Source organism: Rhizobium sp. CF122, assembly GCF_000282035.1.
Classification (GTDB): Bacteria; Pseudomonadota; Alphaproteobacteria; order Rhizobiales; family Rhizobiaceae; genus Rhizobium.
On sequence record NZ_AKKA01000030.1, the window covers coordinates 19,627 to 33,893 of the forward strand.

A 14,267-nucleotide genomic window follows, 5' to 3' on the forward strand; every position below is an offset into this window, starting at 1 on the left:
ACCTACGAGCCGGCAGGCACGTAGCGAAAGAACCGAATAGGCGTGCCATCACGCGTCGGCATGGGCTTCAGATAAGCCGGAACGACGCCTTTCGCCAGTTGTGCGTATAGGCCATCCGGCTTCATTTCCGCAAGCTCCCTGGTCTGCGGATTATCGGCGCAAAAGGCGAGAACCGTGGCGCCTGCACCTTTCAGGAACGCCTCGGCTTCCCGTGGCTCTGCCAAGCCGATATGCAGTTCCGTGAGCATGCCACCCTGGTTTCGATGGTACGGCGCTGCCAATATCCGATTCTCGGTAAAGCGGAGAATCGAGACGCCCACGTCGGACGGCGCGACTACCAGGCCGATCGGCACTTCGGTCAATGGCGCCAGAGACGACTTCGATGAGCAGGACGGCTTTGCGGCCGCAGCCTGGAGGATGCTTTCGCCATTGCCCACCTGCATGCCGATAAGCCCGCCTGCCAGCCCCCAAACCGCCGCCACGCTCATGAGAACCGTGGAAAGGTAGCAGAAGGCGGCCGCGACATCGTCGCTGTCGCTGGCCGATATCCGGCGCATGTCGATGATCAACAATGTCAGCGGCAGGATTGCGAGCAGATTGGAAAACATCGTGCCGCGCACCTGAAAGGCGGCGATTGCCCAACTCACGCCGAGGAGAAAAAGCAAGACCAGATGCACCCGCACACGATCCCCGTAAACGAGGCGGAACACACAGACGGCAAGTGCGAAGACCCCGGTCGAGTAGTAGAAGCCCAACGTAAAAGGATCCTGCCTATCGAGTGCAAGCATCGATTGCGCCTCCTGCACGCGGTCCAGCCAGAGCTTGACAAGAAGCGGATCGAGATCAGCCAGCGGATTGCGGAGGCATTGTGGAGCTATCGTGATGGCAGAGGTGAGGACGACCGCGCCGATCCCGCCCAAAGCGACAAATCGCAGCAACCGGATTCCTCTACTTGCGAAAGTGGCGGCAATGAGCAACAGCCCGCCGCCGATCGTCGAAAGGCTGCAGTAGCTGAGCGACAGGTTATCGCAGGTGACCGCCGAATAGAGACGCGGCGGAACGGTACCGAAGAAAAACAGGCTAATGGACAGAGCCAATGTGAGCCCGAAAGCCTTGGCGGCGCGCGCAAACGGCTCGCCTTCCCACGCCCACGAAACGGCGACAACCACGCATACCGCCGCTACGAAGGGCGTCGTTTCGGCTCCGATCGCGATAGCTGTCGCGGCCGCCAATCCGGCGATGGCATAACTGAGCGGTCGATGGTCTTCGTCAAGCAGCATCGCGGTCATAATCGCGACAAGTGCGAACTGGACATTGTGATGATCGATGGCGCCCGGCAGGAAGCGGTTGCTAGGGACCAGCAGAAATGCCGTCAGTCCCAACGCAATGTGCATTCCAAACGTGCCGCCGATACGGCGCCCGGCAAGTCCCACGGCCCACAGACTGGGGATGGTCAGGGAAAGCGGCCAGACGGCGAGTGCAAGCGCTTCCGCGCGCTCCTGCGGGAAAAAGAAACCGAAAAGCCTGATCAGCGTAGCGATTGGAAGATCGATCAGCCGGGACCAGTGCATCAAGGTGCCCGCGCCCAGTCCCATGCGATATTGCATCACGTCGAACCAGCCCTGTCCGTTCAGGAAATCGCGTACTTCGACAAGCCGCATGCCGTCATCGTTATCGGCGCCGACATAGTCGGTTGCGCCAGGCAGCTTCAGAGCGAGGATCGCAGCAATCAGCAGTGCGCTGTAAAGAAGAACGGACGGCAGTAGCCCGCACATCAGGGCACGCAGCTTGGCGATCAACGACGCCGACGCGGTATCATCGATCATCTGGGCAACATTCGTCATGAGCGGATCTCACCGTTTGAGTGCCGAGATCCTACCCCTCGCCTATCAAGAAACCGTAAAAGTCCTGCTGACAAACGGTTTTCGCGGACTTCATAGCTACTTGTTAACGGCCGCCCTTTATTCTTGTGCGGATTTCTTCGCCATGGGTGTGATCATGAGTGGATCGCGTATCGACAATCTGAATATTGCCGTGCTCTTACCCTGCTACAACGAGGGCGCGACCATCGGCGCCGTTGTCCGGGGGTTCAAGGCCGCGCTGCCTGGTGCGCCAATCCACGTCTACGACAATAACTCAACGGATGGCACTGCGCTCCACGCAATGCTTGCCGGCGCTAACGTCGTGCGCGAACGGCGGCAGGGCAAGGGCCATGTTGTCCGGCGCATGTTCGCCGACATCGACGCCGACATCTATATCATGGCGGATGGCGACGGAACGTACTCGCCTGACGATTCCGAGGAACTGATCCGCACCCTGCTGACCGAGCGCGCCGACATGGTGGTGGGCACGCGGCGCGGCGTGCATGCCGACGCCGGCAGACAGGGGCATGCCTTCGGCAACAAGATCTTCAACATGCTGTACCGAACCATCTTCGGGACCGATTTTACCGACATCTTCTCGGGCTACCGCGTCTTCTCTCGGCGCTTCGTCAAGAGTTTCCCGGCCGTCTCGGCAGGCTTCGAGATCGAGACGGAAATGTCCGTTCATGCGTCGCGCCTGAAACTGCCCGTCAGCGAGCTGGAACTCGATTACGGCCGCCGGCCGGAAGGCTCTCACTCTAAGCTTTCGACCTTCAAGGATGGTGCCAAGATCCTCTGGATGTTCGCGATGCTGATGAAAGAGACACGTCCCTTTGCCTTCTTTGGCATCATCAGCGGTTTCTTCATGCTGGCAAGCATGGCTTTCATGGCACCCGTCCTGATGGAATATTTCGAAACCGGCCTGGTCAATCGGATGCCGACCTGGGTCTTGTCCATGGCGCTGATGATGATCTCGTTCATGGTCTTCACCGCAGGCCTCATTCTCGATTCCGTCGCGCGCTCGCGCTCCGAGCAGCTGCGCATTTTCTATTTGAACGTCGCGGCCAGAAGTAACGGATCGACGACGGCCGAGCGTACGACTGCCCCACCCAAAAAGACGACTCGCATCGCATGATTGCTCAGCGTGACACGGTACAATTTTCATGAACAGAGAAACCACGAACCGAATTCGCTTCGTTCTCGAAGACGTTCTGCCGCCATTTCTGCGGGACTCCGGCGTCTTTCGCTGGGCGGCGAAGCGCGTCTGGGGTGACCATATCAGTCAGCTTGCGAAGTTCCGCGAACGGGCGCCGTTCCTTTCCGCGGAGGAGTATGCCGAGCTCTACCGCAATCATCCGCGTGTCCATGAAGGTACCGACAACTCCGCAGCATGCATCGCCCGGATTGTCGGATCGATCGAAGGCGGAAGCGTATGCGACGTCGGCTGCGGCACCGGCGCCTTGCTGAGCCGCATCCAGTCGGCCCATCCAAACCTTGCCCGCCTCGTCGGCGTGGATTTCGTGATTGATGACGCCTCGTCGCTTCCCCGCATCGAGTACGTGGCCGCCAAGGTGGAGAGATTGCCCTTCGCCGATGGCGAATTCGACACCGTGATCTGCACGCACGTCATCGAACATATTCTCGACTATCGGCAAGCCATCGCGGAACTGCGCCGCATCGCCAAGCGACAGCTCATCATCGTCGTGCCGCGGGAGCGCGAATATCGCTACACGTTCAATCCGCATTTCAACTTCTTCCCGTATACGCACTCGTTTCTGCGAGCCGTTCACCCGGTCCCCCCGACATTCGTCTGCGAAGATATCGGCCGCGACATCTTCTACATGGAAGACAGGCAAGCTGCGAATTGAAAGACGGCCTCATGCTCTCCAACCTTTCAATCAGCAACTGGGTCGGCCTTATCGGCACGCCGCTGCTCATCGCCTCCGGCCAGGTCCTGTTCAAAATGACGAGTGCGACAGCCGGCGAACTTAGCGTACGCAATCTACTCGCGCTGTTTCTGAACCCTGTCCTGATTGCCGCGCTTCTGCTTTACGGTCTGGGCACTATCATCTGGATCTATGTCCTCAAGGCGGTGCCATTGACCATGGCCTACTCCTTCATGGGATTGACGTTCTGCTTCGTGCCCTTGCTGGCGCAGGTTTTTCTCGGCGAAGCCCTGACGCTGCGCTACGCGATAGGTGCAGTTTTTATCATCGCGGGTATGCTGGCGATCAATGGCTGAGCGCGGGCGCAATGCGTTGTTTTGGCGCTTCCTTGCACTGTCGATCGTCGGTGTGGCAGCGGATCTCCTACTCTATCTCTTGCTGCATACCGCACTGAGCCCCTTCATCGCACGCGCTCTCAGCCTGCTCGCCGCACTCATCGCAATGCGCACTCTGTTGCCTTGGAGCAAAGTGACCACCGGCGGCAGATTGGCCGTCAGCGACGCCGGTGTCGCAGCCATCCTGATGATCGCCGTCCTCTTGAACTACGGTCTGTTCGCCTCGCTGATCGCGATTTCGCCATCGCTGCAGCCGCTGGCGGCGATGACATTTGCCTCGGTCACCTCGCTAGGCTTCGGCTGCTTCGGCTACCTGCGATTTGTGCTGCGCGGCGAATAAGCGTCAGACCGTCTCCCAGCCATCCTTCTCACTGGCGCGGTAGATCGCATCGATGAATTTCTGGCTGAGCTTAGAGCTCTCCAGCGTCACGACCTCTTCCTTCTCGCCCTTGGCTGCACGCGCAAACGCTTCGGCTTCGCGCTTGTACTGCCGGCTATCCGGGAAGCGGAAAATCGTCGATTCATTGTGGCTGCGGTTGGTGAGCTCGATCTCCTCGGCGCCCCAGCGGTCGGCGTTGAACGGCGACTTGACCTCGATAAAGCCATCGGTGCCGTGGAACACCATGACCTGGCGGTTGGCAAGCTGGGTGGCGATATAGAAGCTCAGCTCGAAGTCACCGAAGTCGGCTTTGACACTGGAATAGATGTCGGTGCCGAACTCCGGGTCGCGGCGGGTGACAGCCTGGACGCGCAGCGGCTCCTTACCGGTTGAAAAGCGTGTGCTGATCGTCGGGTAGACGCCAATATCGGGAAGCGCGCCGCCACCGAGCTCGGGAATGTTGCGCATATTGCCCGGGTCGCGGTTGAAATAGGTGAAGGCACCCTGGACGTGCTGGAGCGTGCCGATTGCACCATCGGCGATCAAAGAGCGCACCTTCCGCCAGACCGGCGTATAGGTGACCATGTAGGCTTCCGTGACGAGCACCTTGTTGCGATCGCGGGCGGCGATCAGGCTGTCGATCTCATCGGCCTTGAGCGCGATCGGCTTTTCGCAGAGCACATGCTTGCCGGCATCGGCGGCCTTGATCGTCCACTCGACGTGCTGCGAGGTCGGCAGCGGGATATAGACGGCGTCGATCTTGTCGGAAGCCAGCATTTCCTCGTAGGAGCCGAAGGCGTGGAGAACGGAAAAGCGATCCGCCATCTCGCGCGCTCTCGCCAGATCGCGGCTGGCAATCGCCGTCACGACGCAGTTTTCCGCGTCCTGGATGGCCGGGACGACGAGTTCGCGGCCGATCTTCGCGGTCGAGAGAATACCAAAACGCAGCATAGCCTGGGTCCTCCTGGTTCGATTTTCGGGCACCTTAGTGAGGCGACGACCGCGGCGCAATGGCGCGATCACAATTCGCGGAGTTGGTTTCCATCTGGCCGTAGCCGCGCTAGGTTAATCCCCGGCGGCGTTCTGCCGCGTCAGCGATTTCAATCAATTCAGCACTTTAGGAGAGCGCCATGGATATGCGCCGTCTTGGAAAAACTGGCCTTTCGATCGCCCCGATCGTCTTCGGCGGCAACGTCTTCGGCTGGACCGCCGACGAGAAGACTTCCTTCGACATTCTCGACGCGTTCTTCGATGCGGGGTTCAACACGATCGACACGGCCGACGTCTATTCGGCCTGGGTGCCGGGCAACAAGGGCGGCGATTCCGAGGAGATCATCGGCAAGTGGCTGAAGCGCGGCAAGGTGCCGCGCGACAAGGCGGTCATCATCACCAAGGTCGGCTCCGACATGGGCCAGGGCAAGACGCTGAAGGAGAACTACATCCTGAAGGCGGTCGAGGATTCATTGCGCCGCCTGCAGACCAACTATATCGACCTATACCTCTCGCACTGGCCGGATGAGAACACGCCCTACGAGGAAACGCTCGGCGCGTTCGCGAAACTGAAGCAGCAGGGCAAGATCCGCGCGATCGGCTGCTCTAACCTGGACGCTGCGCAACTCCAGGCCTCCTTCGATGCGGCCGAGAGGGCCGGCGTGCCGCGCTATGACGTCATCCAGCCGGAATACAATCTCTATGAACGCCCGAGCTTCGAGGGGCCGCTGGCCGATCTCTGCGTCAGGCAAGACATCGGCGTCATCACCTATTTCAGCCTTGCCGCCGGCTTTCTTTCCGGAAAATATCGCACGAAGGCCGACACGGAAGGCCGCGCCCGCGAAGGCCGGGTTGCGCAATATCTCGACGACAAGGGGTTGCGCATCCTCGCCGCCCTCGACAAGGTGGCTGCGGAAACGGGCGCCAAGCCGGCAGAGATCGCGCTGGCCTGGCTGCTCAGAAAGAAGGGCGTGACGGCGCCGATCGCCAGTGCCACCAGCCTGTCGCAGCTTGAGAGCCTGACCAAGTCAGCGACGCTTTCGCTCTCCGACGACGCGATGGCGCTGCTCGACAAGGCCGGCGCCTGACGGGAGGGAACGATGACCGTGACGATCCGCGATGCGAGACCCGAGGACGAAGCGCGCTGGCGCGAGCTTTGGGCCGACTATCTCGCCTTCTACGAAGTCACGGTCGACCCTGATATCACCGATGCAACGTGGCGCCGGGACTCCGATCCGGCGTCGGCGATCTTCATGCGTGTCGCCGAGGTGGATGGCAAGGTCATAGGCTTCACGCTCAGCCTGACGCATGAAGGCACCTGGATCCGCGGCAAGGACTGCTATCTCGAAGACCTCTTCGTCGATCCGGCCGCACGCGGAAAGGGTGTCGGCCGGGCCTTGATGGACGACCTCGTTTCGCTCTGCAGGAAGAACGGCTGGTCGCGGCTCTACTGGCACACCAGCGAGCAGAACAAGACGGCGCGGGCGCTCTACGACAGCTACGTCGAGAGCGACGGGCACATTCGCTACCGCATCAATTTCTGAGCGGCGGGAAGCCCTCGTAGAAGCCGGCGTGGCTGCCCTCCCAGTTTTCCATGCCTGGCTTCGTCAGGATGCCGCGTGGCCTCACATAGCTCTGGATCACGCGCCGCGGCCGCTCATGCCACTGGATGTTGAAAGCCCAGAGCTTGGGGAAGAAGCAGAGCGAGGCATAGGGCAGACAATCGTGGATCCACCAGGCAAGCCTCTGCCAGTCCTCCTCGTTGCTGTAGTTGTCGATCATCCACGGGACGACGACGCAGGCGGTCGCCCCCATGCAGCCGTCAAAATCGCGAAGGTCCCAGATGTGATCGGCTGCCGTCGCGGCGTTTGACGAGCAGTTGAGATTGTTGCGGTTGCCGAACTGGTTGACCTCAGGCGAGCGATAGCCGGAGCGGATGTGCAGCCGGCCGAAGGTCGCCTGCAGCGGTTCCAGCAGTTCCTCGCAGAGCCGCTTCCCCGCTTCAATCGCCAGATCGGGATTTTCAGGGATGTTCGGGATGCGGTAGAAATCGGCAATTTCGGAATGCAGGAAATCGCGGAGGAAGAAATTCTTCGAAAGACGCGCGCGTCCGAGTTCCTCCAAGCCCTTCATGGAACCTGGCTTTTTCATACACCGCCTCCTGCTTCCATGCGACCCTCCCCTGTCGACGCGCTGCGGACCACCCGTTTTCTTATGCCTGTGGGCTATATCTGAAGAAGTCGATGAAGGCGCGCAGGGCCGGCCGCATCTGGCGGCGGCTGGGATAGTAGATGAACGGCCCGGGATAGGGTGAGCACCAGTCCTCGAGCACGCGCACGAGCTTTCCGCTTGCCAGTTCATCCTCGACGCGCAGATCGAAGAGATAGGCGAGCCCGGCGCCGTTCAGCGCCGCCATCAGCGCCAGCCTGTCCTCGGCGACGATCAATGGCCCATCAACCGCGACGACGAGTTCCTGCCCGTCCTTCTCGAACTCCCAGCGGTAGATCGTACCGTTGGTGAAGCGCCGCTTGATGCAGCGATGGTGGACGAGATCGGAAGGATGCAGAGGTTTGGGGTGCCGCCCGAAATATTCGGGAGAACCCGCAATCACCGTCGTCAGGCTGGGCGAGGCCCGCACTGCGATCATATCCGCCTCAAGGCTCTCCTCCAACCGGATGCCGGCGTCGAAACCTTCCCTGACAATATCGGTGAAGCCATCCTCATTGGCAATTTCGAGGGTGATGTCGGGATAGCGGTTCAGGAACTCGCCGAGCCGCGGCGCAAGCAGGATATCCGAGGCAAAGCGTGGGGCGGTGATGCGTAGATTGCCGGCCGGTCTTCCGCCGGCCTCGGTGACGGCTGCCAGCGCGATCCCGATCTCGTCCAGCGCCGGCTTCAGGCGCTGCAACAAAAGGCGGCCCTCTTCGGTCGGCGCCACGCTACGCGTTGTCCGCGCCAGAAGTCGAACGCCAAGGCTCTCCTCCAGGCTGGAGATCGCATGACTGACGGCAGAGGGCGCAATCTCCAACTCCTTGGCAGCCGCGCGAAAACTCCGCCGTTCGGAAACGGCGGCAAGAACGGCGAGTTGGGCAAGCTGTGTCCGGTTCATTGATCGAATCATTAGAACAGCCTGTTATGTATTGCACGTATTTTTTGATGATTGATCGGGCGCTACGTTACGTCGGTACCGCCGGCATCGACCGCGGTTTGAACTTCGCTCGACAAAGGAGCCTCCGCATGAAAACCCGCAAACTCGGAAACGATCTGACCGTCTCTGCCGTCGGCCTCGGCTGCATGGGCATGAGCTCCGCTTATGGCGCCGGCGATGAAAAGGAAGCAATCAAGACGCTGCACCGCGCCGTCGAACTCGGCGTCACCTTCTTCGACACCGCCGAAATGTACGGCCCCTACACCAATGAACAGCTTCTCGGCCGGGCGCTGAAGTCAGTGCGCGAGCGCGTCGTGATTGCCACCAAGTTCGGCTTCAAGCTCGATCCCGAAAAGTCAGGGCCGGCCGCAGCGACGGGTGTCGACAGCCGCCCGGAAAATGTGAAGCGGGTCGCCGAAGCCTCGCTGACGCGCCTTGGCGTCGAGACGATCGACCTCTTCTACCAGCATCGTGTCGATCCTGATGTGCCGATAGAGGAGACCGTCGGCGCCATGGCTGAGCTGGTGCGGGAAGGCAAGGTCCGCGCACTCGGGCTCTCCGAGGCCGGCAGCGCCACGATCCGCCGCGCCCATGCCGTCCACCCGATTGCGGCGCTGCAGAGCGAATATTCGCTTTGGTCCCGCGATCCCGAAGATGGCGTTCTCGATACCTGCCGCGAATTGGGCATCGGCTTTGTACCCTTCAGCCCGCTCGGACGCGGCTTTCTGACTGGGGCGATCCAGACGCTGGAAGACCTCGACGCAGATGATTACCGGCGCCAGCTGCCGCGCTTCCAGTCCGGTAATTTCGACGCGAACGCGGCACTCGTGGCCAAGCTCGAAGCGCTCGCGAAGGAACTGGGCGTGACCACCGCGCAGCTGGCCCTCGCCTGGGTCCTGCACCAGGGCGACGACATTGTGCCGATCCCTGGCGCGCGCAAGACCAACCATCTGGAGCAGAATGCCGCTGCGGCCGATATCGTGCTGAGCAAGACGGAGTTGACCGAACTGACCGAGACCATTCGGCTCGATCAGATCGCCGGCAAGCGCTACTCGGATGCATCGCTGGCGATGACCAACCTCTAAAGGTTGAAGCTTCGAATGCATACCGCATCCTTCGGCGACCTTGCCGCAAGCAGTCCCTGCACTATGCTATGGACATGTTCTGGCGAGGTGAGACATGTCGGACCAGCAAGCAATCGAAGCAGTCGTTCATCTTTATGTCGAAGGCATGACCTTCGCGAACGAAGCTGCATTGCGGAAGGCCTTTCATCCGCGATGCGACATTATCGGGCACTACGAAAACGCCGTGGAGTGGCTGAACCGGGAAGAATTCATCGCTGCGATCGTCGCCGAGGGCTCGGCGCCGCCCACAACACAGCCCCATATGGACATCCAGATGCTTGACGTCGTCGGCGATGCGGCGTGCGTGAAGGTCAGCGACGATTTCGCTGGCATGCGCTTCACCGACTATCTGTCGATGCTGAAGATCGAGGGCCGCTGGATGATCGTCAACAAGCTCTATTATCTCCACACATAATAAGGCCGGCGAGACTATCGCCGGCCTTTGATCTCAAAAAACGCAATATCCTCAGGCCCTGAGGACGCCGCCGGTGAACTTCGTCACGCTGGCGACGATCTTCTCAGTCAGTGCCTCGAAATCCTCGTCGGTCAGGGTGCGCTCGACCGGCTGGATCTGCACCTCGATTGCCACCGACTTCTTGCCTTCGCCGAGCGACGCACCTTCAAAGATGTCGAAGACGTTGACACCGGTTACGAGTTTGCGGTCGACGCCCGATGCGGCCTTGATGATCGCGCCCGCTTCCACCGACTTGTCGACGACAAAGGCGAAGTCGCGCTTGACGGCCTGGAACGGCGAAAGCTCCAGTGCCGGCTTGGTGCGGGTCGCCTTCTTCTTCGGCTCGGCCATCGCATCGATATAGACTTCGAAGCCGCACAGCGCGCCGGACACATCCAGTGCTTCCAGCGTTAAAGGATGGAACTCGCCGAAATAGCCGAGAACGATTTTCGGCCCCATCTTGATCGTGCCGGAGCGGCCCGGGTGATACCATTCCGGTCCGCCCTGCTCGATCTGGATATTGCCCATCGGCAGGCCGCAGGCTTCGATCACGGCGAGCGCATCGGCCTTGGCGTCGAAGACATCGACCGGCTTGCCGCCGCCCTTGGCATTGTTCGACCACATGCGGCCAGCGCCGGCCAGCGATGCTGTCCCGCGGCGGATGCCGCCGGCGACGCGGCGCTGGCCTTCCGGCCGGTCGTTCTCATAGGTGCCGGAGACTTCGAAAATGGCGACGTCGCCATAGCCCTTGTCGGCATTGCGCTGGGCGGCGCTGAGCAGGCCCGGCAGTAGGGACGGGCGCATGTCGGACATGTCTGATGCAATCGGATTGGCAAGCTTGAGCGCCGGCGAACCGCCGCCGAAGAGCTTCGCCTGATCTTCCGAAATGAAGGACCAGTTGACCGCTTCCAGCATGCCGCGCGAGGCCAGTGCGCGCTTGGCGATGCGGGTGCGGATCTGCAGCATCGTCAGGATCTTGCCGTTGACGGCCGCATGGCTTTCCAGCGGCGCCGGCTTGATGTTGTCGACGCCATGGATGCGCATGACTTCCTCGACGAGATCGGCCTTGCCGTCGACATCGGGACGCCAGGAGGGAACGGCGACCGAAACCCGCTCGCCGGAGCCGAAGACTTTGAAGCCGAGGCGCGTCAGGATCTCGGTGCTTTCCGTGGTGGAGACCTCGAGACCCGTCAGACGCTTGACCTCCGAATAGGGGAAATCGACAATCTTCGGTTCATGGCCCTTGTAGCCGACGACGTCGGCCTTGGCCGCGATGCCGCCGCAGAGTTCGAGGACCAGTTCGGTGGTCCGCTCGAGGCCGGGCACCATGTATTCCGGATCGACACCACGCTCGAACCGGTAGCGGGCATCGGTGATGATACCGAGGCCGCGACCGGACTTCGCGATGTTCATCGGATCCCAGAGAGCGCTCTCGATGAGGACGTCGGTGGTGTTCTCGTCGCAGCCGGAATGCTCGCCGCCCATGATGCCGCCGATCGACTCGATGCCATCAGCGTCAGCGATCACGACATTGTTGGGGCCAAGCTTGTATTCGCGCTGATCGAGCGCAAGCACCGTCTCGCCGTCCTTGGCGCGACGGACGGTCAGGTTGCCCTTGACCTTGGCGGCGTCGAAGACGTGCATCGGGCGACCCTGGTCGAAGGTCATGTAGTTGGTGATATCGACCAGCGCGTTGATCGGACGAAGGCCGATCGCGAGCAGACGCTGCTGCATCCACTTCGGGCTCGGGCCGTTCTTGACGCCGCGCACGAGGCGCAGCGCAAAGCCGGGGCAAAGCTTCTCGTCATCGAGATCGAGCGTCACCTTGACGGTCGTTTCACCTTCGACGGCAAAGGACGGGGCGGCCGGCGCCTTCAGCGTGCCGAGGCCGGAGGCGGCCAGATCGCGGGCGATACCGTAGATCGACGTGCAATCCGGACGGTTGGGCGTCAGGTTGATCTCGATCATGGGATCGTCGAGATGAGCGTAGGCGGCGTAGCTCTGGCCGACCAGCGCATCTTCCGGAAGGTCGATGATGCCGTCGTGATTGTCGGAGATCATCAGCTCTTTCTCGGAGCACATCATGCCGTGGCTTTCGACGCCGCGGATGTTGCCGACGGCAAGTGTTACGTCAATGCCGGGAACATAGGTACCGGGCGCCGCAAAGGCGCCGATCAGGCCGGCGCGCGCATTCGGAGCACCGCAGACGACCTGGACCGGCGCGCCCTTGCCCGTGTCGACCGACAGCACCTTCAGGCGATCGGCCTGCGGGTGCTTTTCGGCCGAGAGGACCTTGGCGATGACGAAGGGCTTGAACGCCGCCTTGTCGTCGACATTCTCGACCTCGAGCCCGATCTCGGTCAGCCGCGTGCAGATTTCATCGAGGGTGGCGTCGGTCTCAAGATGATCCTTGAGCCAGGAAAGCGTGAATTTCATTGTCTTGTTCTCGTCTCAAAAATCATCAATCGGTCGGTCAGGCAGCCCTTTCCGGGGCCTTGGCGCCAGGGGCCTTTATGCCCAAGAACATGTATTTAACCGAAATACCCTCGTCGATGGCGGTCCACCAAATCCCTTCGTACATCAACTCGATGTCGTTGAGTTCGCCATCGTCGAGTTCCGACAGGAAGGGATACCACCAAAGAGGCGTTGCGATGACACGCCCGTCCGCGAGCGCGACGTAGACCTCACCACCGGCGCACCAAGCCCGAACTGGTTGCATTTCGTCGGTTTCAAAGGCCAAAGAAGTGTCATCCCAAGCGCCTATCCATTCGTCACGATGCTCGGAGGCCACCTTGAGCAGCCTTCCTATTTCCTGATCACTATACCCTTTGTTCTGCGCGACTTCCAAACTCTTCAGCCAGACCTTCAGGGACTTTCCGTCCTTGACGATATGGACATGCGGTGGTTTGCCGACATCCAAAGCGTAGAACCTGAACTTGTACCCATGCCAGATCAGCAAGGTCGGCATTGGCTTACGCGCTCAATCCGCCGAACAGGGTCGGCATGTCGAGCGGGCGGAAGCCGTAATGGGTCATCCAGCGGACATCGGCGTTGAAGAAGTCGCGCAGGTCGGGCATGCCGTATTTCAGCATGGCGATGCGGTCGAGCCCCATGCCCCAGGCAAAGCCCTGATACTCATCCGGATCGAGGCCACCGGCGCGCAGCACGTTCGGATGCACCATGCCGCAGCCGAGGATTTCCATCCAGTCGGTGCCTTCGCCGAACTTGACGATCGGGCCTGAGCGGTCGCACTGGATGTCGACCTCGAAGGACGGTTCAGTGAAGGGGAAGAAGGACGGGCGGAAGCGCATCGTCACGCTATCAACCTCGAAGAAGGACTTGCAGAACTCTTCGAGCACCCAGCGGATGTTGGCGACGTTCGCCTTCTTGTCGACGACCAAGCCTTCGACCTGATGGAACATCGGCGAGTGCGTGGCATCTGAATCCTGGCGGTAGGTCTTGCCCGGGATGATAATGCGGATCGGCGGCTTCTGCGCTTCCATGGTGCGCACCTGCACCGGCGAGGTGTGGGTGCGCAGCACCTTGCGCTCGCCGTTCTCGTCCGGATTGAAGAAGAAGGTGTCGTGCATCTCGCGGGCCGGGTGACCTTCCGGGAAATTCAGCGCCGTGAAATTGTAGTAGTCGGTCTCGACATCGGGGCCCTCGGCGATCGAGAAGCCCATGTCACCGAAGATCGCGGTGATCTCGTCGATGATCTGGCTGATCGGATGGATGCGGCCACGCTCGACCGGAGAAGAGCGGACCGGCAGGCTGACGTCGACCGTCTCTGCCTTCAGGCGCGCATCGATCGCGGCCTTCTTGAGCTCCGCCTTGCGTTCCGTGATCGCGTCCGTGACGGCGTTCTTCAGCGCGTTGATGGCGGCGCCACGCGTCTGGCGCTCTTCCGGCGTCATCGCGCCCAGCGTCTTCAGGAGCTCGGATACCGAACCCTTCTTGCCGAGTGCGCCGACACGCACGGCTTCGATTGCCGGCTCGTCGACAGCGGCTGCCACATCAGACAGAAGTTGC

Annotated in this window: 15 protein-coding genes; 8 read left to right on the forward strand and 7 right to left on the reverse strand. The window is 61.0% G+C overall.

Annotated features, from left to right (window positions below; all coding sequences use genetic code 11):
* Positions 1-2: 2 nt before the first annotated feature.
* The gene (locus PMI09_RS08000; protein ID WP_007790870.1) at positions 3-1,844 is read right to left on the reverse strand and encodes a hypothetical protein; all 1,842 of its coding nucleotides are present in this window, start codon (positions 1,842-1,844) and stop codon (positions 3-5) included.
* A 154-nt stretch (positions 1,845-1,998) separates the two neighbouring features.
* On the opposite strand from PMI09_RS08000, the gene PMI09_RS08005 reads away from it, so the two are divergent.
* Genes PMI09_RS08005 through PMI09_RS08020 form a run of 4 tightly spaced genes read left to right on the forward strand, consistent with a single transcriptional unit; the run spans position 1,999 to position 4,483 of the window.
* Complete coding sequence (locus PMI09_RS08005; protein ID WP_081499035.1) at positions 1,999-2,997, forward strand: glycosyltransferase; 999 nt, start codon at positions 1,999-2,001, stop codon at positions 2,995-2,997.
* 28 nt (positions 2,998-3,025) lie between these two features.
* Positions 3,026-3,730: a class I SAM-dependent methyltransferase gene (locus tag PMI09_RS08010; protein ID WP_007790875.1), complete on the forward strand. Its 705-nt coding sequence runs from the start codon at positions 3,026-3,028 to the stop codon at positions 3,728-3,730.
* An 11-nt stretch (positions 3,731-3,741) separates the two neighbouring features.
* The gene (locus PMI09_RS08015; RefSeq protein ID WP_007790878.1) at positions 3,742-4,104 is read left to right on the forward strand and encodes a transporter; all 363 of its coding nucleotides are present in this window, start codon (positions 3,742-3,744) and stop codon (positions 4,102-4,104) included.
* Positions 4,097-4,483, forward strand: a complete 387-nt coding sequence (locus PMI09_RS08020) for a hypothetical protein (RefSeq protein ID WP_007790881.1) — start codon at positions 4,097-4,099, stop codon at positions 4,481-4,483. Before PMI09_RS08015 ends, PMI09_RS08020 begins: the two co-directional genes overlap by 8 nt.
* Before the next feature lie 3 nt (positions 4,484-4,486).
* Here PMI09_RS08020 and PMI09_RS08025 read toward each other — a convergent pair whose 3' ends face one another.
* Complete coding sequence (locus tag PMI09_RS08025; RefSeq protein ID WP_007790884.1) at positions 4,487-5,473, reverse strand: Gfo/Idh/MocA family protein; 987 nt, start codon at positions 5,471-5,473, stop codon at positions 4,487-4,489.
* Positions 5,474-5,652: 179 nt separating this feature from the next.
* Here PMI09_RS08025 and PMI09_RS08030 point away from each other — a divergent pair, with 179 nt between their 5' ends.
* Both PMI09_RS08030 and PMI09_RS08035 read left to right on the forward strand, forming a co-directional pair.
* Positions 5,653-6,600: an aldo/keto reductase gene (locus tag PMI09_RS08030; RefSeq protein ID WP_007790888.1), complete on the forward strand. Its 948-nt coding sequence runs from the start codon at positions 5,653-5,655 to the stop codon at positions 6,598-6,600.
* A gap of 12 nt (positions 6,601-6,612) precedes the next feature.
* The gene (locus PMI09_RS08035; RefSeq protein WP_007790890.1) at positions 6,613-7,056 is read left to right on the forward strand and encodes a GNAT family N-acetyltransferase; all 444 of its coding nucleotides are present in this window, start codon (positions 6,613-6,615) and stop codon (positions 7,054-7,056) included.
* On the opposite strand, the gene PMI09_RS08040 is transcribed toward PMI09_RS08035, so the two are convergent.
* Together PMI09_RS08040 and PMI09_RS08045 are read right to left on the reverse strand one after the other, a co-directional pair.
* Positions 7,046-7,663 carry a hypothetical protein gene (locus PMI09_RS08040; RefSeq protein ID WP_007790892.1) on the reverse strand — a complete coding sequence of 206 codons (618 nt, stop codon included), beginning with the start codon at positions 7,661-7,663 and terminating at the stop codon, positions 7,046-7,048. The genes PMI09_RS08035 and PMI09_RS08040 overlap by 11 nt on opposite strands.
* A 61-nt stretch (positions 7,664-7,724) precedes the next feature.
* Positions 7,725-8,621: a LysR family transcriptional regulator gene (locus PMI09_RS08045; protein ID WP_037082257.1), complete on the reverse strand. Its 897-nt coding sequence runs from the start codon at positions 8,619-8,621 to the stop codon at positions 7,725-7,727.
* Positions 8,622-8,749: 128 nt separating this feature from the next.
* Between PMI09_RS08045 and PMI09_RS08050 the strand changes: the two genes are divergently transcribed.
* Positions 8,750-9,745 (forward strand): aldo/keto reductase, encoded by a 996-nt coding sequence (locus PMI09_RS08050; RefSeq protein WP_007790896.1) that lies wholly within the window; start codon positions 8,750-8,752, stop codon positions 9,743-9,745.
* A gap of 94 nt (positions 9,746-9,839) precedes the next feature.
* Positions 9,840-10,199: a nuclear transport factor 2 family protein gene (locus PMI09_RS08055; RefSeq protein ID WP_007790898.1), complete on the forward strand. Its 360-nt coding sequence runs from the start codon at positions 9,840-9,842 to the stop codon at positions 10,197-10,199.
* Between the two features lie 51 nt (positions 10,200-10,250).
* Here PMI09_RS08055 and pheT read toward each other — a convergent pair whose 3' ends face one another.
* Genes pheT through pheS form a run of 3 tightly spaced genes read right to left on the reverse strand, consistent with a single transcriptional unit; the run spans position 10,251 to position 14,260 of the window.
* Entirely contained in the window at positions 10,251-12,674 is a 2,424-nt protein-coding gene (gene pheT, locus PMI09_RS08060; protein ID WP_007790901.1) for a phenylalanine--tRNA ligase subunit beta, read from the reverse strand.
* A 37-nt stretch (positions 12,675-12,711) separates the two neighbouring features.
* A complete protein-coding gene (locus PMI09_RS32080; protein ID WP_007790903.1) occupies positions 12,712-13,206 on the reverse strand; it encodes a DUF4160 domain-containing protein in 495 nt (164 codons plus the stop codon).
* A gap of 4 nt (positions 13,207-13,210) precedes the next feature.
* Positions 13,211-14,260 carry a phenylalanine--tRNA ligase subunit alpha gene (pheS, locus tag PMI09_RS08075; protein ID WP_081499034.1) on the reverse strand — a complete coding sequence of 350 codons (1,050 nt, stop codon included), beginning with the start codon at positions 14,258-14,260 and terminating at the stop codon, positions 13,211-13,213.
* Positions 14,261-14,267 lie beyond the last annotated feature (7 nt).